Here is an 18,311-nt window from a genome sequence, read left to right on the forward strand (position 1 = left end):
CTGTTAAATTATGTCAGTATAGGGTATTATGCTCAAAATACGGAGCATGTCGGGTGGTGAACCGATGTAAAAATTGTATAGGCATTATTTTTTATAGTGCAATAATTTTGCCTGTGCCTATATTTCGTATGAGTTTTATCTGAAATAAAAGAGGTCGCAATAATGAGATTGCTGTTGATTGAAGACGATTCGGATCTTGCGGAAAACGTAATCGATTATTTTGAAATGCAGGGCTGGAGTGTTGACTACGCAATAACAGGAGAAGCGGGTTTGCAGTTTGCGCAGGAAAATCACTATGATGCGCTTATACTGGACATTAACCTTCCCGGCATAAACGGTTTTGAGGTATGCAGGCTGCTGAGGCGGAAGCTGCGTCTGAATATGCCTGTTATAATGCTTACTGCCAGAACCATGCTTAATGACAAGCTGGACGGTTTTGAGTCCGGAACGGACGACTATCTGCCGAAGCCTTTTGAGCTGGCAGAGCTTAAAGTGCGTCTGGAAGCGGCAGTGAGAAGAACGAAGCACAGTGTCGCGGGCGTTTTTGAAGTGGGCGGGCTCAGTCTTGACCCCGAGAACGGCTGTGTAACGAGAGGCGGGAAAATAATAGACCTCCCCGGAGTCTGTTTCACCATTCTGCGCAAGCTCATGGAAGCCCACCCGGGCATAGTTTCCAAAGAGGAGCTTGAATACGCTATCTGGAAGGATCAGCCGCCTCAGACAAACGCTCTGAAGGCGCATTTCTACACCTTGCGCCAGCTTGTTGACAAACCTTTTGATAAAGAACTTCTTCACACAGTAAGAGGCAGAGGATACAAAATAGCAGAAGAGGTTCCTGAGGAGCCGGATGCGGTTTAAAACCGGTCTGCGAAGCAGGATAATTCTTGTTTTTATAAGCTTCAGCCTTCTTCTCGGTTCACTTATAGTTCTGGGTGTCATAGTTTCGACACAGATAAGCGAAACCAGATCAAAGCAGAGGACAATCAAGATGGAGGCGGAGTATTATCTCCGCAGCCATATGTCTACGTTCGCCGCCCCTACCTCAAACTCTTTTTTCATGCCGAAGCCTTCTTCGCCGTTTATAAACGTTTATTACGGTGAAGAGCTGCTTCCCGAATGGGCAAAAAACGATCTTACACGGGTTCCGCCCGGTGAGTATTCGAGAACCAGCAACCAGCAGAAGTATCATATCATCATCCGGAACCTGCCGGACGGTGAAAGATTTTATATGCTGTACAATGTAACAAGGCTGGACGCCAGCAGGGAATCCCTGAGCTCTCTGAGGGTTACCATACTCGGTGTGCTCATGCCCATAATGGTTTTCGGGTTTGTGATGGGGCTGATAACGGCTCATAAGGTTATCAATCCGCTGGTTACTCTAGCGGACTATATAAAAGAAAGAGGCACGGGCTCCCCCCTGCCGGATGATTTTGTTAATAATTACGGTGACGACGAGATAGGTTTTCTTGCTGTCACACTGAAAAACTCCCTTGATGAGCTGCACGCGTCCGTTGCCAGAGAAGCCGCCTTCGCCAGAGACGCGTCCCATGAGCTCCGTACGCCCGTTACCACGATCAAGGGTGCGCTTGAGCTTCTGGAAAACTCAAGCGCTGTGGATGACGAAAAGCTGGCGCGTATAGTCGGGCGCATACAGAGGGCGACAGCGAAGATGGAGCATCTGATCAAGTCCTTCCTCTGGCTTTCCAGATACGAAACCATAGGCGAGTTTGACTTTGAGGAAGCGGATACTCTCTCCGTGGTCAACGAAACGGTTCAGGAGCACATGTACCTTATAAGAGATAAGTCTGTTAAGGTTGAGGTGGAGGAGCTGTACCCGCAGAAGCTCCCCGTTGCGCCGCAGGTCATGAGTATACTGGTATCAAATCTTCTGAGAAACGCCTTCACCTATACCCAGACAGGTAAGGTGACGATTATCATAAGAGAGAAATGTCTCACCGTGAAAGACACGGGAATGGGCATAAGCACAGCGCAGCTCAGCCTTTTGCGGAAAAACTCCGGCAAGTACCATGCCGAGGGCTTCGGATTCGGTGTAGCCATTGTAAGACGCCTGTGTTTCAGCTTGGGCTGGAGCTTTCTCATAGAATCTGAAAAGGACAAAGGTACAGCAGTTACCCTTTGCTACAACCAGAAAGAAGACTGCGGATGCGATACTAAAGTCGCCGCCGTTGAAGAAGGGTTGTAGCGGGTGTTATTATTTTGTGAGGTTAGCACTATATGAACGGTTATGACGGAATAAGCAGAAGGGACCTGCTGAAGATGGGTCTTTTTTCTTCCGCCTTTATGCTTGGAGGCGCTTATGACGAGCTTTTCGCTATGACAAGCCCGTCCGGTGCGGTGAAGATCCCCCATGCCACGCACTTCGGAGCCCTTAAGGCTGTGGTTTCCGGCGGCAGGTTTATGGGTTCCGAACCGCACGAAAACGACTACGCGCCGACTTCAATGCTTTACAGTCTGCCGGAATACGTGCATTCCCAAAACAGGATAAAATATCCCTGTGTGAGAAAAAGCTTTCTTGCCGGACAGCGGAATACGGCTCTTCGCGGCTGTGAGGATTTTGTCAGGGTGGACTGGAAAACAGCACTTGACCTTGTCGCCAAAATACTCAGGGATGTTAAGGATAATTACGGTAACGAATCCATATACCGCCCGTCCTTCGCCGGATGGTCTCACCCGGGTGTAATAGGAAGACCTGATATATTGCAGGGGAGATTTTTCGGACTGCACGGCGGTTTTACGGATACGATAGGCGATTACTCCGCAGGGGCGGCGACCCATATCCTTCCCCACGTAATGGGCGGACTTGAGATATACAGCTACCAGACAACCTACGAAATGATAGCCAAGCATACCAAGACAATGGTGCTCTGGGGCTCGGATCCCTTCAAAACATTCAGAATAAGCTACTCCGTGCCGGATCATGCCCGTATCGAGTGGTTTGTGAATATGAAAAACGCCGGAATGAAATTTATCAGCATAGATCCCGTTTACACTGAGACGGCTAAGTTTATGGACGCCGAATGGATTCCCATAAAGCCCAATACCGATGTGGCGATGATAATGGCTATCTGCTTTGAGCTTTTTGTGAGCGGAGAGTACGACAAGTCATTTCTGGAAAAGTATACTGTCGGGTTCGATATTTTCAGAAACTATCTTACCGGAAAGAATGATGGAGTGCGCAAAAATCCAGAATGGGCGGAAAAAATATGCGGCATAAGCTCCGGAACAATAAGGCGGCTTGCCACGGAGTTCCGCAAGACCGGAACCCTGCTGACCAGCCACTACGGCTGCCAGCGCGCCGACAACGGAGAGCAGTTTCACTGGGCGCTTATAACCCTTGCCTGTATGCTGGGACAGGTGGGAACTCCGGGCGGGGGCTATCACTTCGGCAACGGCGGACTAGCTTACTCCGGCAAGGTTATGCCGCGCAGAATGTCGCAGGGGAGAAACCCTGCCAGAACAGTTATACCGGCGTCCCGGATAGGAGAGATGCTTCTTAACCCGGGAAGAACCATTGATTTCAACGGAAACAAGATCACTTATCCTAAAATTTCCATGCTCCACAATATGGGCTCCAATATAATGACTCAGCATCCCAACACAAACGAACTGCTTGAGGGGATGCGCGGGGTGGAGAACATAATCACTCATGAAATCGTTTGGAATGCCACGGCGGTGTATTCCGACATTGTTCTTCCCGTTACCTCAACATTTGAGCGAAACGACATAACATACGGAGATCCGTACTCAAATACACGCATATGGGCGATGAAGCAGGTTATTCCTCCTCTGTTTGAGGCTAAGGACGATTACTGGATACTTTCCGAACTCGCCAAGCGTCTTGGATTTGAGAAGGATTTTACTGAGGGAAGAAGCCAGATGGACTGGATACGCTGGAGCTATTCCAACGTGGAAACCAATATGCCCTTTGAACAGTTCTGGAGACAGGGGTTCCTTGAGTTTAAGGTTCCGTCAAAAAATAAAAGCTTTGCCAGGCTTGCCGACTTCCGCAAGAATCCGCAGGCTTCGCCTCTGTTCACTCCTTCGGGCAAAATAGAGATCTTCTCCGAAAAGGTGGCGAGCTTCGGCTATGACGACTGTCCGGGACATCCCACATGGATAGAGCCGAAGGAATGGCTGGGAGCCGAGCTGGCTAAAAAGCATAAGTATCATCTCCTGTCCATTCATCCTAAGCACAGGCTGCACTCACAGATGGACAACATATCTCTGAAGGAGCAGTACAAGGTCAAGGGGCGTGAGCCGGTGGTGCTCCACCCTGACGACGCCCGGGATCTGGGCATAAGGGAAGGGGAGCTTGTTGAGGTCTACAACGACAGAGGCGCTATAATCTGCGGAGCGCAGATAAGCACCACCATGCGCAGATATGTTGTGAGAGTGGATGAGGGTGCGTGGTATTCGCCGGAGGAACCTTGCGGAATCGGAGCCAGATGCCTTGGCGGAAACGTGAATGTGCTTACTCCGTCCAGACCCACATCAAAACTCGCTCAGGCGTGTGCTGCCCACAGCTGCCTTGTGTCTTTAAGAAAAGTTCAGGGAAAGATAAAAAATAACGAGGCGTACAAAAATCCGGTTGTAATAACGGAAGAATAATATTAAGTAATAAACATGAAACAAACCATCATTATTTGTTATGTATCTGTAATTACTGTTTTCTGCTTCCTGACAGCTTTCGCATCCGAAAACGGCTGGCTGAATAAAAATATAGAACTGACTGATGTTAATGGAAAAAAGACCGCTCTGCTTCAGTTCGGTTCCCCCATTGACGACAGTAAGCTTACTGCGTGGATGAGAAAAGGCGACAAGACACTGTACTCCGAAAACGGAAGGATGACTTACGGCATCCTTTATGATTCCGATGCCGCCGTGGAAACCGGAAACTCCAAGCAGGGGATGCGGGAGGTGATGATCAAGGGCTTCATTAAAAGCAGCTTCATTTCCACCTCCATGGATGAGGCTCTCAGGGAGTATGAGGACAAGTACTACGAAATATGCAGTTCCTGCCATTCCGCAATCAGCCACAGAAGATTCAGCGTTGAACAGTGGGCGGGCATCATGAACTCGATGAAAACACATGCCAAAATATCCGACAATGATTCGGCGGGGCTTTACAGATACATAAAACTTATTATTACCGAATAATTTCCGTTTTCCTCCTATATTTCTCCTTTTTATGAAATAATCCGCAGGGCTCTTTACCCTGTGTTTACCGTTAATTTGTTAAAAATATCACAATTCATTCAGAACATGATCTGTTACGGCGACGGTTGTTCAACCGGCATACGAGGAGGAAGATTATGTCAGTTTTCCAAAAAGAAAAGCTTAAAGATTTAATGAGTGTTTCCAGACGTTCATTCCTTAAGTGGAGTGCGGTTCTGGGCACGGCTGCAACGCTCGGCTGCGGAAGCTCAAGCAGCAGCGATAATGACGGTGATACCCCCAGTGCTCCGTCATTCGACAAAGAAGTATGGAACGGCTGCAACGTTAACTGCGGCAGCCACTGTCCGCTGAAACTTCATATCAAAGACGGTGTCGTTGTACGCGTGAGCACAGACAACGAATCCGCAGATGAATACGGTGATTACGGAACAAATTTCCAGTTCCGCGCATGTGTTCGCGGACGCTCGATCCGTCAGAGACTTTACCACCCCGACAGAGTGAAGTACCCCATGAAAAGGGTTGCGGGCTCAGTAAGAGGTGAAGGCAGATATGAGAGAATCTCCTGGGAGCAGGCGATAAACGAAATATCCGCAAAAATGACTCAGGTTAAAAGCAACTACGGTCCCGGTTCGTTCTATATTCAGTACGCGACAGGCACGATCGACGCTGCTTTCTCCAAATCATGGCAGCCTCACAACAGCCCCATAGCAAGGCTTCACAACCTCTGGGGCGGATGGCTCAATCACTACGGCACTTACTCCACCCCTCAGATAGCACCTTATCTTCCCATGCTGCTCGGCGGTTCCAGCCAGAACACCATTACGGATGCCGTAAACAGCAACATAGTGGTTCTCTGGGGCAACAACCCCGCAAACACACGTATGGGTTCGGGCGCACACTACACTTACCACCTTCAGAAGGCGAAAGAGAAAAACCCCAACCTTAAGTTTATCTCTGTAGACCCTCATCTTACTGATACGGCAATCGCTCTTGAGGCTGAATGGATAAACATCAGACCCGGAACGGATACAGCTCTTGTTGCAGGTATGGCTTATCATCTTCTTGATGAAGGTCTTCTGGACGAAGCATGGATCAATGCACGGTGTATAGGCTGGGACGAAGGATCAATGAGCGGTATAGTCGAAGCTGCTCCCACCGCTCAGGGCGGACCTGACGGCACAGAAGATCCTGTGCCCGCTAACAGCTCATACAAATCGTACATTCTCGGTCTCGGAGTTGACGCAACTGTCAAAACCCCCGAATGGGCATCCGAAATCACAGGTATTCCTGTTGCGGTCATTAAGTCCTTCGCCAAAAAACTTGTTGAGGAAAAACCAGCCATGATTATTCAGGGCTGGGGACCCCAGAGACATTATCTCGGCGGAAACAGTTGCAGAGCTATAAGCCTTATGACGATACTTACCAAGAACATAGGCATACAGGGCGGCGGTTCCGGCGGACGCGAAAGCGGAGCATCCGTGAGCCTCAGCTTCAGAGGATGGTCAACTACCTTTCCCTCAAATCCCATAACTTACACTGTCTCACATTACACATGGTATCAGGCTATCCTTGACCATGCGTCAATGACAGGCAGAACATGGGGCGTAAGAGGGCTGGCTACTCCTGATACCGCTCTGCCGCTTCCCATAAAGTTTATATGGAACTATGCGGGCAACTGTATGGTAAACCAGCACGGCGACATTAACGAAACAATGAAGATGTATAAAGATGAAACCAAGTGCGAGTGTATAGTGACAATAGAAAACCACTTCACTGCCTCCGCTCTGGTATCCGACTACATCCTGCCCGACTGTACAAACTGGGAGCAGAACGACGTAACCACTAACTCAGGCGGCAACACTGCGATCGTGGTATTTGATACCAAAGCTGTCGAACCTCTTTTCGAGTGCAAGACTGTTTATGAAATGATGTCTCTCATAGCTGATAAAATCGGCATTAAAGAGGCGTACACAGAAGGCAGAACTCAGGACGAATGGCTGGAATTCCTTTTCAACGAAACTCTCAGAGTAAGCGGAGATCAGGGCGTGTTCACAGCGGAAAAAGGTCTTGACACTTACGCCAAAGCGAAAGCTGCGGGCATAGTGAAAAAATTCGATGCGTCTGCGACACCGTCTGTTGCTTACAAATCCTTCGTTGAAAACCCCGCAACAAATACTGTTCCCACTCCGTCCGGCAAGTTTGAGATCTTCTCAAAAAGGCTCTACAACCTCAGCCAGCAGTGGATTCTTCCCGGCGACGGACTGGACAGGATATGTGCGATTCCTGAATTCCACACGACTCAGGACGGATATACTCACTCCAAAAGAGATGAGTTCCCTTTCCAAGTCGTGGGACACCACTACAAACAGAGAACTCACTCAACTTACGGCTGTACAACATGGAACAACGAAGCCAGCCCCCAGACAGCGTGGATTAACTCCGGTGATGCTTCAAACCTCGGAATCCGCCACGGCGATACGGTTGAGATTTGGAACGACAGAGGCAAAGTCAGAGTTAAGGCTAAAGTCACTCCGAGAATCATGCCCGGCGTTATAGCTCTGCCTCAGGGCGCATGGTACAACCCCGGCGGGAAATGGTACAGCAGCAAGTTTGTACATGACGGAAACATAACTTCCGCAGAGGTCGGCAACACAGACGTAATCGACTACGGCGGCAGTAACAACGTTCTGACAAGCCTGCGCCCCGAAGCATTCTCGAAAGGTAACTGTCAGCACAGCGTTCTTGCTAATGTCAGGAAAGTCGGCTAAGAGGGAGGCTCAAAATGGCTAAACAATACGGATTTTATGTAGATACAAAGCACTGTACAGGGTGCAAGGCGTGCATGAACGCCTGTAAGGACAGACAGAACCTTCCTGCTGGTACAAAATTCAGAAAGGTTTACGAATTTGCCGGCGGAAGCTGGCAGAATGCGGACACTGCTGCTTATAAGCCGGATGTGTTTGCTTTCTATTCTTCAATGGCTTGCAACCAGTGTGATGCTCCAGCATGCCTTGAAATCTGTCCCGGTAAGGTTTACAGCAAGCGTGAAAGCGACGGCGTGGTTACTTTTAATCCCTCCACATGTATTTCATGCTTCGCATGCAGGGAAGTATGCCCCTACACTGCGCCTTCATACAACTATGAGAAAGGACACATGACAAAATGCGTCATGTGTACCGATGAAGGCTCGGCAGACGGTGTGCCGTCACCCGCATGTGTTAAGGCTTGTCCTTCAAGGGCTCTTGATTTCGGTGAAATCAGCGCGCTTAAGGCAAAATACGGAAACGTGCAGTCCATCAGCCCGTTCCCCGCAACCACGAAACCGAACATAGTATTCAACGCTCATAAGGATGCTGACGGCGGAGTGAATCCGGTCAACCTCGAAGAAGTTTAAATAAACAGCGGAGAGGGGGCAACCCCTCTCCATTTTCAGACACAATATTGTTTTTTCATTAGAAAGGAGAAGTTTATGGATAAACTGCTTAATGCGAACTGCGAAAAGGTTTATCAGGATCTTCTGGGGGTTACGATTGCTCACAGTTTTATGAACAAGCTGTTTGTAGAGGCGCCTTCAAAGGATTTTATAGAAAACCTTAAAGTTACGCACATTCTGGACAGTGACTGGCCAATGTGCGAAAGCCTTGAGTCAGTTACCGGACTTGGGCTGCTGAAAAAATATTTTTCGACCTATACGGAAAGCAGTTTCGGCGAACTCACCGACAATTACAATGTTCTGTTCATCGGTCCCGGACCCCTGCTTGCCGCTCCTTGGGAATCTGTTTACACAGAGACGGATAAAACCCTTTTCGGCAAGTCGACTCTTGATGTGAGAGAGATGTACAGGAAGAACGGCTTGCAGATTAACAAGCTGCACAAAGAACCCGATGATCACATATCATACGAATGCGCGTATATTAACTTCCTCTCCCTTAAGGCTGTGGAAGCTTTTGAAAGTGAAGAAAAAGAAAAATGCTGTGATCTCATTGAGGATATGCGCCTTTTCTACGGACTGCATATGAAGAAATGGGTGGTTGAGTTTGCTGACAGAGTGATCGAAAACTCAGCGACAGACTTTTATAAGGGCGCCGGATGGCTGCTTAAGGGAATGATAAAGGAAACATCCGCTCTGCTCAATAACATGGAGAATTAACCAGACCCCTGTTGGTACCATTAACATATATTTCCAAGAAAAGGGCACGCCTGACCAGCGTGCCCTTTCTATTTGATAGTCTCATTTGTATTCTCACTCAAATCGGGTTCATGCTGTAAAAATGTATGTATTACGCTCCCAAGGATGGGAGCGCGCCGTGCGAAGCAAAACTGCCGCTTAGTTTCGGCGGTTTCTGTACCAAGCTTGCTGAAAAGCCGCATTTACTGCGGCGCGAGCGTGTGTATGAATCCGGCAGGATGCGCGGGTTCATACTGTAAAAATGTATGTATTACGCTCCCAAGGATGGGAGTGCGCCGTGCGAAGCGAAGCCGCATTTACTGCGGCGCGAGCGTGTGTATGAATCCGGCAGGATGCGCGGATTCATACTGTAATACAGAGCGCGCGGATTCATACTATAAAAAAAGAGAGCAGATTTGAAGTCTGCCCTCTTTTTCGGGTACACTCCCCTTACATACTTTAAGGAGTGTCGGTTGCGGGATGATGATGAACGGGAAAGCTAGCAACTTTCCCGAAAGTGTTCTGAAAGTTATTTCATTTCAGTCTGAGTCTGGTTGTCAGCGGGTTTTGTTTCTTCTTTGTCGCCTGCGAAAGCAGCTACGCTTGTTACAACCATCATGCCGAGTACAAGTACAGTGATAAGTTTTTTCATTTTTCTTCCTCCGAATAATTTAGCTGCATTATATGAAGCAGGATATGTGCCAATTACCGTTAATATTGATAAATAACTTATATATATTATAAAAAGAGGATATGGTTAAAAGACGTACAGCAACATTATGTATGGATTTACCTTCATGCAAAACAGCATACCCTTGAACATAGCCGTTTTGCGGCGTATGGTTTACCATACAGAGAAATGTAAAGATAAAGTCGTTTATCTGCAAATAATTATAGCAGCAGAGGAAACAAATTGGATATTGTGCGGACACCTGCCCATGTGTTAGATTAGCCGAATGAAGCTCACAGGAATATTCGGCAGACTTGCCCTGACAAACCTTATCCTTCTGGTTCTTATTTCGTATTTCATAATCTATGTATTTCACAAAACAGAGCAGATCAACACAATCCTCCATGAGGTGACTTCCGTGCATCTGCCTGTTATGGGAGATTCGGAAAAGCTTATTTCCGCAGTGCAGAGAATGAACGAGTTCAGACTCAAGTATCAGGTTACCGGAGATAGGGATTTCTTTGACAGGTTCGCTGGTTTTAAGTCCGAGGCGGATTCCGTCAACGGCAGGCTCGCTGAAGTTGTCATGGGGAAATCAAAATCAGACATATACGACAGAGTGAATGAGCTGTACACCGCCTTCAGCGAAATGTCAGAATCGCAGATAAACGGCAGAGAGCATAATTACGCCGAAACAAACAGGCAGCTTGAGGATGTTTCTTTTAAGCTTGACGAACATATAAATCTGCTTAAAAACACTGCCGATTCCGAATGGCGCAGCCTGCTTGAGCGTTCCAACCGCATGGTCGGGAAAGTAGTGCACAAATCAGTGCTGTTCATGGTTTCCTGCATAGTGGGCGCAGCCGCTGTCGCCTTTTTTAATACACGCACCATAGCACGCCCCCTGCGGAAACTGGGCGAAAAGACCAACGAGGTTGCTGCGGGCATATTTCCAGACAGATTTTCGCTGGAGGCGCCTTATGAGATAGAAAGGCTCGCCTCTGACTTCAATATAATGATAGCAAGGCTGAAGGAAAGCAGAGAACAGAAGGAGGAGTTTGTCAGCAACGTCTCCCATGAGCTTAAGACGCCCCTTTCCTCCATAAAGGAGGCTGCCCAGATGCTTAAGGAGGGCGCGTTCGACAATGACCCTGAAAGCTCCCGCAGGCTGCTTGACATAATAGATGCCGAATCGGAGAGGCTTATAGCATCTGTGAACGGTATAATCGAAATCTCCCGACTGGACATAAACGATGCCCCCTACGAGATGAAGCCCTGCTCAGTGGGGCGGATACTGAGGAATATAGTCACGAAGACTGAGCCGATCGCCTCCGGTAAAAAAATTGCCGTTGTGTGCGACATTCCCGACGATTTGCCGGATGTCTCTGCCGATCGTGAAATGATAAGCCGCGCGGCGGAAAACCTCATAGGCAATGCCCTGAAATACACTCCGGAAAAAGGAGAAATAAATATCAGTGTGAAAAAAACGGGTGAACGCCTGCTTCTGGTATCTGTCAAGGATAACGGAAGGGGGATAGCTGAGGCTGACCTTCCGCACATTTTCGAGCGCTACAGAAGAGGGCGCAATCAGCAGGGCGATGTTAAGGGAACAGGACTGGGGCTTGCCATCGCCAAGAAGATAATTTCCCGCCACGGAGGAGAAATATGGGCAAACAGCAGACCGGGGGAAGGAAGCGAATTTCTTTTCACTCTGCCGCTCTCTTTCTGATTTTTTCACTGCTCGGGTGCTCGCCCGCCGCAAAGGAGAATGTAGGCGAAAGCTGCATGCTTTTTTTGAAGCTGGGTGATTATGAAGGGGTGATGACCATGCTTGACAGAACGGAAGAGATAAATGAAGACAAAAAAATATTCATGAGAGTGCTGGTGACCTCAGATCCGAGAAGCCCTTATTTCAGCGCTTCCGATGTGAGGGTTTACGCAGACACTCTGACAAACCTCTTCCCCGACAGTCCGTACGCTGTGCAGGCATCCGTTGTCGCGGGACTGATGGAAAAGTACGCGCAGTCCGCCGCGGAAGCGGAGCAGCTCAGTGTAAAGCTTTCTGAGCTTAATGATAACCTCACCGGAAAGGATATGGAAAACAACTCCCTTAAAGAGGCGGCGGAGGAGTATCAGCATATTAATTCCGAACTGCGAAAGGAGAACGAGAGGCTCTCCGCTCAGGAAAGAAGACTGAGAAGGGAACTCACCGACATGAGGGCGAGGCTTGAGGCTATCAAAGAGATAGATTTGCAGATTAAACAGAGCAGGGAAGGCGGGCGTGAATAGGATTCTCGCTGTCGACGATGACCCTAATCTGCTTGAGATAATAAGACTGAGACTGAAAAGCTCAGGTTTTGACGTTTTCACGGCGGATTCAGGTGAGACGGCGCTGAAACTTCTGGAAAAAGAGGTGTTTGACGCTGCCGTGCTTGATATGAAGCTGGAGGGGGAAACCGGACTTGAGATCTTTGAGAATATAAAGAAAAACGACCCCGAGCTGCCGGTGATTTTCCTTACCGCATACGGAACCATAGACGAAGCCGTGGAGGCGATGCGCAGGGGAGCCGTAGGTTATCTAACCAAGCCCTTTGACCACAGGGAGCTTGTAATTCAGGTGGAGAAAGCTGTGGAGAAGAACAATCTCTCCCGTGAGAATCTCCGTCTCCGCAATATGCTCCGTGAAACCCTGTTAGCCGGAAACATAATAGGCAGAAGCGATAAGATGCGCAGGCTCAACGAACAGATACTCCTCGCCGCCGGCAGCGACGCCAGCGTGTATATTCAGGGGGAATCGGGCACGGGCAAGGAGCTTGTGGCGAAGATGCTTCATCTCAGCAGTGCCAGAAAGGACAGCCCGTTTGTGGCGATAAACTCCTCCGCCATACCGGAAAGCCTTATGGAAAGTGAGCTTTTCGGCTATGAAAAGGGAGCGTTCACAGGCGCCAACCGCAGGAAGAAGGGCTTCTTTGAGCAGGCTCAGGAGGGCACGCTGTTCATGGATGAGGTGTCCGAGATGCCTCTGTCCATGCAGGCGAAGCTTCTCAGGGTTCTTGAAAACAGAGAGGTTTATCCTCTCGGCAGTGAGAAAAAGATCAGACTGGATATAAGGCTCGTTTCCGCCTCCAACAAAGACCTCACTGAGGAGATAAAGAAGGGAACATTCAGAGAAGACCTGTTTTACCGCATACACGTTATGCAGCTCCGCATACCGCCGCTCCGTGAACGCAGGGAGGATATTCCCTTACTGGCGGAGCACTTCATAAAAATGTACTCAGCCAGATACGGACGCAGGGCGGAGCATCTGTCTCCTCAGGCGTTTGAGAAGATCATGACCTGCGACTGGCACGGAAACGTCCGTGAGCTGGAAAACACCATAGAGAGCGCTGTCGTTCTCACAGCTGGAACAGAGATAGGCGCCGATGCCGTGCGTCTTTCGTCCGGCGCAAACACTCCGCAGACGTTCAAGGAAGCTAAGAAGGAGTTTGAGGAGCGTTACGCCAGAGAGCTGATGGAGATAAATAAAGGCAATGTCAGCAAGGCTTCCCGCATGGCGGATGTCTACAGGGCGGATTTTTATGAACTGCTCAAAAAATATTCAATAGATCCCGAAAGTTTCAGATAAGCGAAAACATCCTGTCCGCTATAAGCAGCATAAAAAATAACGCAATCGATATATTTAATATCATAAAAGCCTTATCCGTATCAGCACGGAACCTGAAAAAGAGAATGTAGGTGCCCGCGGCAACAAAGGCATGGATGAAATAGACAGGCTGATGCAGGTAAATACCCGCGGGAATGGCAAAAAACAGAGATGTAGCATAGCCGGACATCCAGACGTTTATGAATTTCCTTGTTTTTATTTCCCCGAATGTTCCTGTGAGAGTCTTGAACCCCGCCTTTGCGTAGTCATCAGCGTATTTGAAGGATAAAAGGGCAAAATGCGGTGTCTGCCAGATATAGAGAATGCCCGCAACCACAAATATCCGCATATCCGCCGGACTTCCGCCCGCCGCCAAAAAACCTATGACGGGCGGCAGCGCGCCGGAGACGGAGCCTGTCATAAGGGCGAAGGGGGTCTTCTTTTTCATGGGAGTGTAGAGAAAATTATATACCGCGACGGCGGCTATACCCGATGCGAGGAGTGGAATATTCTTCATACGGATAATCAGTGTGAACGCCACGGCGAGGAGAATCACGGCGAACATCAGCGCCTCTTCCGGCTTCATCCTGCCGGAGGGCAGCGGACGGTCTTTCGTGCGCTCCATGAGGGAATCCTCTTGCCGCTCCTGCCACTGGTTCAGCGCGGAACAGCCCGCAGCGAGCAGAACGGCGGCAAGGACGCCGTACAGGTGGTTTTTGCCTGCGGAGGGAGAAAAAAGGCAGGTCCCCGCAAAAGCGGAAAGACCCACCAATATTGTGACTTTTAATCTTATAAGCTTCAGGAAATCAGTGTTCATTCATCCTTCAGTGTGCTGAAAAACTCGATGAGAGCCTTCATATCATCATCGCTGAGGTCATAGGCAGGCATCATGCCGCCGTCGTAACCGTCCACGATATAATCATCCGGATTTTTGATTGAGTCAATGATATATCTTGTATCAGCAATGACTTCCACCTTGCTGCCCTCATGCGCTGCCATGAGCTTCCTGTCGATCATGTTTTTGAAGCTGGGACCGACTATCTCACTGCCGTCTGTGGAGTGGCATCCGAGGCAGCCCTCATTCTCGGCGACTTTGGCGCCCGCCGCTCCCTTCTTCTCCATGACCATGCCGCCTCTGAAGAACTCCATTACTGCGGTAAGCTCTTCATCGCTCATTTCATCAGCAGGAGGCATCATATCGTCATAGCCTTTCACTATCTCTGCGGATGGCTCTTTTATGGCTTTTTTGAGGTATTCATCATCGGTTTTGACTGTTCTTTCATTTCCGTTTTCGGTGACTGTCACGTCACGTCCGTATATGTCCTTAAAGCTCGGACCGACTATTTCGCTTCCGTCCAGCGAGTGGCAGTCCATACAGCCGTATTTCTCAAGAATAAGCAACGCTTCCGGTTTTTCGGAATCAGCTTCGCCGGTCTCAAGCCATTTATTGTATTCTTCCTGCGGAACTACCACGACCTTGGACAGCATGTATGCGTGCCGTGTGCCGCAGTACTCGGCGCAGAGTATGTCATACTGAGCCGCCTCACCGCTGTTGAACCATGCGTATGTCTGCATCCCCGGCACGGTATCCATCTTTATTCTGAACGCCGGAACATAAAAGCTGTGGATAACATCCGCCGAGGTCATGTCAAGCTTGACCGGCGTGTTTTCGGGCACATAAAGCCTGTCGCTGGTGCGTCCGCCGTCATAGGTAAATTTCCATGACCACATGCGCGCATCAACCTTGACAATCATTGAATCCGCCGGAGCTTCCCGCAACGCCTTATATCCCGTCCAGCCGTACCAGAACATGGCGAAAACGATCAGAGTGGGTATAACCGTCCACAGGGTTTCAGCTATAACATTCCCTTCAATATCCGAAGGAACGGGGTTTCTCTTTTTGCTGTAGCGAAAGAGGAACCATAAGGTGACGGCGGTTATCAGAAAAAGTATAGCGAATGATACGCCGAAGATAAACAGGAAAGCCTGATCGACCTTCCCTACTGCGTCTACAAGATTATTTTCCATAAAGCCGCCCCTTACCTGTACGCCACATCAAGGAATGTCATTCCTATGAAGATGGCGAGAATTAAAAAGCACAGGAATACGATGATCTTTATGAATCTGTCCTCGTATTTCAGGTGCATGAAAAACAGAATTACGAACAATGATTTAGTCGTGGCGAGCGCGAGAGCGACCACAACCTTCAGATAGCCGAAATCCACCCTTGTGGCTGCAACCGTGATAAAAGTGAGCAGAAGAAGCACAGCCAGAACCGCCGTGAGCAGCTTTACGCTGAGAATGTGACCGTTATGTTCGGACATGTCAGACCTCCTCCTACAGAACCAGATAAAACAGCGGAAAAAGGAATATCCACACCAGATCCACTATATGCCAGTAGAGTCCGGCGTTTTCCAGCTTAACAAAATCTTCTTGGGTTATGATGTCTCTCCTGAGGAAATTCACCATAAATCCGAGAACCGTCATTCCTATGACAACGTGTATGCCGTGCAGCCCCGTCATAATGTAATACAGCCCGAAGAAGATGTTCTCTCCGTGGGGAAGATCAGCCAGATGGGGCGAAGTGGGGTAGATTCCGTGGCTGAACTTAGCCTTCCATTCAAAGAACTTGTTCACAAGGAACATAAGCGCCATAGCCATTGTGAGCCACGTGAAGAGGACAGCTTTCTTTTTGTCCCCTCTTTGTATGAAGGAGATGGCAAGGGCGACAAAATAGCTGGATACAAGCAGAACAACCGTGTTCAGCGTACCGATTACCACATCAAGCTCTTTTCCGGCTTCATGGAATTCCAGCGGGTATTTGGAGAGAAAAACCGAGTAAAGGACGAAAAGCCCGCCGAAGAGCAGCACTTCCGTGAAAAGGAAGAGCCACATGCCGAGCTTAGCGCCGTGATAGTCTTTGTGTACGTGGGTATTACTCATCTCTTTCTACCCCCTTGTAGCTGTAGGGCTTGCCTGACGTATCGGGCTCCTTGTCAAAGTTAAGCAATGGGGGAGGCGAGGGCACCTGCCATTCAAGAGTGGCTGCGCCCCAAGGGTTGCGCCCGACCTTTTTGCCGTGCCTGATGCCTCTGTAGAGGTTGACGAACATTATAACCAGCCCGACGGCGAGAATCCACGAGCCCACTGTTGAGATGAAATGCCCTGTCTGGTATTGGGGCAGATAGTCGTAGTACCTTCTGGGCATGCCCTGAAGCCCTATTACAAAAAGAGGCAGGTACAGCATGTTAAAGCCTATAAAGAGGATTCCGAACGCCCAGTTGGCTGTTTTTTTGTTGTACATTCTGCCGTAGAACTTCGGCAGCCAGAAGTGAAGCGCAGCAAACAGACCGAAGCCCGTTCCGCCGAATATCACATAGTGGAAGTGGCTCACGACAAAATATGTGTCATGTACGTGGATGTCTGTTCCGGCAGAGCCGAGAACAAGCCCCGTCAGACCGCCCACGGAGAAAAGGAATATGAATCCCAGAGCGTAAACCAGAGGCGGTTCTACTATGATTGAGCCCTTATAAAGTGTGGCTACCCAGTTGAAAACCTTTATGGCGGAGGGTATCGCCACTATGAACGTAAGCAGGGAGAAGATAAGCACCGCAGTGTCGCTCATGCCGGAGGTGAACATATGGTGCGCCCACACGAGGGAGCCGGCGAAGGCGATCATAAGGCTTGAGAAGGCTATTGCCTTGTAGCCGAAGATGCTCTTGCGGGCGAAAGCGGGGATAATGTCGCTTACCACACCCATAGCGGGCAGGATCATTATGTACACCGCAGGGTGTGAGTATATCCAGAAAAGGTGCTGGTAGAGAAGAGGGTCTCCGCCCTTGTTCGGATCGAACAGACCGACTCCCAGAACCCTTTCCACAAAAATCAGAAGAACGGTAATTCCCAGAATCGGTGTAGCAAGAACCTGAATCCATCCTGTGGCGTAAAGGGACCATGTGAAGAGGGGAATCTTTGTCCATGTGAGACCGGGCGCGCGCATGCGGTGAATAGTGGTGATGAAGTTCAGCCCTGTGAGGATGGACGAGAATCCGAGTATAAAAACGGCAAGCACCGCAACGTTTACGTTGGTGGTGGTGAACTCGCTGAAAGGCACGTAGAATGTCCAGCCTGTATCAGGCGCTCCGCCCCCTGTGAAGAGTGAGAAAAGGGCAAGAACAGTTCCTGTGAGGTACAGCCACCATGAAAAAAGGTTAAGCCTTGGGAACGCAACATCCTCAGCGCCGAGCTGGATGGGGAGCACAAGGTTCCCTATTGCGGCGGGGATGCTGGGTATCACCACGATGAATATCATGATCACCCCGTGGAGGGTGAAGACTGCGTTGTATGTCTGGGCTTCCATTATGTCCTTACCCGGCGCTATGAGCTCCAGCCTTATGAGAAGACCGAGGCATACGCCGACAATGAACATTCCAAGAACCATGTAGAGATACATAAGCCCGATGCGCTTATGATCCGTGGTTAATAGCCAGCTCAGAATGCCCTTTCTGTCGCTGCCCGAGTCTTCAAAAAAACTCGGCAGTGCTGTTGCGTCATTACTCATATATTTTCCTCCGAGTTTTTAATGATCGCCAAACCGACATTCTGTGGTTTGGCTGTAATTGCTCGCGCCGCAT

Annotated in this window: 16 protein-coding genes; 10 read left to right on the forward strand and 6 right to left on the reverse strand. The window is 49.2% G+C overall.

Annotated features, from left to right (window positions below; all coding sequences use genetic code 11):
• Positions 1–162 precede the first annotated feature (162 nt).
• The 7 genes from EP073_RS03935 (at position 163) to EP073_RS03965 (ending at position 9,346) form a co-directional block, all read left to right on the forward strand.
• Positions 163–858 carry a response regulator transcription factor gene (locus EP073_RS03935; protein WP_128465871.1) on the forward strand — a complete coding sequence of 232 codons (696 nt, stop codon included), beginning with the start codon at positions 163–165 and terminating at the stop codon, positions 856–858.
• Positions 848–2,203, forward strand: a complete 1,356-nt coding sequence (locus EP073_RS03940) for a sensor histidine kinase (RefSeq protein ID WP_128465872.1) — start codon at positions 848–850, stop codon at positions 2,201–2,203. Before EP073_RS03935 ends, EP073_RS03940 begins: the two co-directional genes overlap by 11 nt.
• 32 nt (positions 2,204–2,235) lie before the next feature.
• Positions 2,236–4,629: a molybdopterin-dependent oxidoreductase gene (locus EP073_RS03945; RefSeq protein WP_128465873.1), complete on the forward strand. Its 2,394-nt coding sequence runs from the start codon at positions 2,236–2,238 to the stop codon at positions 4,627–4,629.
• 15 nt (positions 4,630–4,644) lie between these two features.
• Positions 4,645–5,178 carry a hypothetical protein gene (locus EP073_RS03950; protein WP_128465874.1) on the forward strand — a complete coding sequence of 178 codons (534 nt, stop codon included), beginning with the start codon at positions 4,645–4,647 and terminating at the stop codon, positions 5,176–5,178.
• A gap of 155 nt (positions 5,179–5,333) precedes the next feature.
• Positions 5,334–7,964: a DMSO/selenate family reductase complex A subunit gene (locus tag EP073_RS03955; protein WP_128465875.1), complete on the forward strand. Its 2,631-nt coding sequence runs from the start codon at positions 5,334–5,336 to the stop codon at positions 7,962–7,964.
• A gap of 14 nt (positions 7,965–7,978) precedes the next feature.
• Positions 7,979–8,590 carry a 4Fe-4S dicluster domain-containing protein gene (locus EP073_RS03960; RefSeq protein WP_128465876.1) on the forward strand — a complete coding sequence of 204 codons (612 nt, stop codon included), beginning with the start codon at positions 7,979–7,981 and terminating at the stop codon, positions 8,588–8,590.
• Between the two features lie 75 nt (positions 8,591–8,665).
• Positions 8,666–9,346, forward strand: coding sequence for a TorD/DmsD family molecular chaperone (locus tag EP073_RS03965; protein WP_128465877.1), 681 nt, complete (start codon positions 8,666–8,668; stop codon positions 9,344–9,346).
• Positions 9,347–9,893: 547 nt separating this feature from the next.
• Here EP073_RS03965 and EP073_RS14060 read toward each other — a convergent pair.
• Entirely contained in the window at positions 9,894–10,016 is a 123-nt protein-coding gene (locus EP073_RS14060; protein WP_265822153.1) for a hypothetical protein, read from the reverse strand.
• A 304-nt stretch (positions 10,017–10,320) separates the two neighbouring features.
• Between EP073_RS14060 and EP073_RS03970 the strand changes: the two genes are divergently transcribed.
• From EP073_RS03970 to EP073_RS03980, 3 genes are read left to right on the forward strand one after another with little or no spacing between them, the layout of a single operon-like run.
• Positions 10,321–11,763, forward strand: a complete 1,443-nt coding sequence (locus tag EP073_RS03970) for a HAMP domain-containing sensor histidine kinase (RefSeq protein WP_128465878.1) — start codon at positions 10,321–10,323, stop codon at positions 11,761–11,763.
• 56 nt (positions 11,764–11,819) lie between these two features.
• Positions 11,820–12,323, forward strand: coding sequence for a hypothetical protein (locus EP073_RS03975; protein ID WP_128465879.1), 504 nt, complete (start codon positions 11,820–11,822; stop codon positions 12,321–12,323).
• Complete coding sequence (locus tag EP073_RS03980; RefSeq protein WP_128465880.1) at positions 12,316–13,659, forward strand: sigma-54-dependent transcriptional regulator; 1,344 nt, start codon at positions 12,316–12,318, stop codon at positions 13,657–13,659. The genes EP073_RS03975 and EP073_RS03980 overlap by 8 nt, the downstream gene beginning before the upstream one ends.
• Here EP073_RS03980 and EP073_RS03985 read toward each other — a convergent pair.
• The 5 genes from EP073_RS03985 to ctaD are packed head-to-tail and all read right to left on the reverse strand — an operon-like array spanning position 13,652 to position 18,238.
• Positions 13,652–14,494, reverse strand: coding sequence for a protoheme IX farnesyltransferase (locus EP073_RS03985; protein ID WP_128465881.1), 843 nt, complete (start codon positions 14,492–14,494; stop codon positions 13,652–13,654). The genes EP073_RS03980 and EP073_RS03985 overlap by 8 nt on opposite strands.
• Positions 14,491–15,705, reverse strand: coding sequence for a cytochrome c oxidase subunit II (coxB, locus tag EP073_RS03990; RefSeq protein WP_128465882.1), 1,215 nt, complete (start codon positions 15,703–15,705; stop codon positions 14,491–14,493). The genes EP073_RS03985 and coxB overlap by 4 nt, the downstream gene beginning before the upstream one ends.
• Positions 15,706–15,716: 11 nt before the next feature.
• Positions 15,717–16,001: a cytochrome C oxidase subunit IV family protein gene (locus EP073_RS03995; RefSeq protein ID WP_128465883.1), complete on the reverse strand. Its 285-nt coding sequence runs from the start codon at positions 15,999–16,001 to the stop codon at positions 15,717–15,719.
• A gap of 13 nt (positions 16,002–16,014) precedes the next feature.
• The gene (locus tag EP073_RS04000; RefSeq protein WP_128465884.1) at positions 16,015–16,620 is read right to left on the reverse strand and encodes a cytochrome c oxidase subunit 3 family protein; all 606 of its coding nucleotides are present in this window, start codon (positions 16,618–16,620) and stop codon (positions 16,015–16,017) included.
• Complete coding sequence (ctaD, locus tag EP073_RS04005) at positions 16,613–18,238, reverse strand: cytochrome c oxidase subunit I (protein ID WP_128465885.1); 1,626 nt, start codon at positions 18,236–18,238, stop codon at positions 16,613–16,615. The genes EP073_RS04000 and ctaD overlap by 8 nt, the downstream gene beginning before the upstream one ends.
• Positions 18,239–18,311: the final 73 nt, after the last annotated feature.

The sequence above is a fragment of the Geovibrio thiophilus genome (genome assembly GCF_004087915.1).
Lineage (GTDB): Bacteria > Chrysiogenota > Deferribacteres > Deferribacterales > Geovibrionaceae > Geovibrio > Geovibrio thiophilus.

Coding starts and splice junctions, on each gene's coding strand:
- EP073_RS03935 (WP_128465871.1), top strand. CDS start 163: ATGAGATTGCTGTTGATTGAAGACGATTCGGATCTTGCGGAAAACGTA.
- EP073_RS03940 (WP_128465872.1), top strand. CDS start 848: ATGCGGTTTAAAACCGGTCTGCGAAGCAGGATAATTCTTGTTTTTATA.
- EP073_RS03945 (WP_128465873.1), top strand. CDS start 2,236: ATGAACGGTTATGACGGAATAAGCAGAAGGGACCTGCTGAAGATGGGT.
- EP073_RS03950 (WP_128465874.1), top strand. CDS start 4,645: ATGAAACAAACCATCATTATTTGTTATGTATCTGTAATTACTGTTTTC.
- EP073_RS03955 (WP_128465875.1), top strand. CDS start 5,334: ATGTCAGTTTTCCAAAAAGAAAAGCTTAAAGATTTAATGAGTGTTTCC.
- EP073_RS03960 (WP_128465876.1), top strand. CDS start 7,979: ATGGCTAAACAATACGGATTTTATGTAGATACAAAGCACTGTACAGGG.
- EP073_RS03965 (WP_128465877.1), top strand. CDS start 8,666: ATGGATAAACTGCTTAATGCGAACTGCGAAAAGGTTTATCAGGATCTT.
- EP073_RS14060 (WP_265822153.1), bottom strand. CDS start 10,016: ATGAAAAAACTTATCACTGTACTTGTACTCGGCATGATGGTTGTAACA.
- EP073_RS03970 (WP_128465878.1), top strand. CDS start 10,321: ATGAAGCTCACAGGAATATTCGGCAGACTTGCCCTGACAAACCTTATC.
- EP073_RS03975 (WP_128465879.1), top strand. CDS start 11,820: ATGCTTTTTTTGAAGCTGGGTGATTATGAAGGGGTGATGACCATGCTT.
- EP073_RS03985 (WP_128465881.1), bottom strand. CDS start 14,494: ATGAACACTGATTTCCTGAAGCTTATAAGATTAAAAGTCACAATATTG.
- coxB (WP_128465882.1), bottom strand. CDS start 15,705: ATGGAAAATAATCTTGTAGACGCAGTAGGGAAGGTCGATCAGGCTTTC.
- EP073_RS03995 (WP_128465883.1), bottom strand. CDS start 16,001: ATGTCCGAACATAACGGTCACATTCTCAGCGTAAAGCTGCTCACGGCG.
- EP073_RS04000 (WP_128465884.1), bottom strand. CDS start 16,620: ATGAGTAATACCCACGTACACAAAGACTATCACGGCGCTAAGCTCGGC.
- ctaD (WP_128465885.1), bottom strand. CDS start 18,238: ATGAGTAATGACGCAACAGCACTGCCGAGTTTTTTTGAAGACTCGGGC.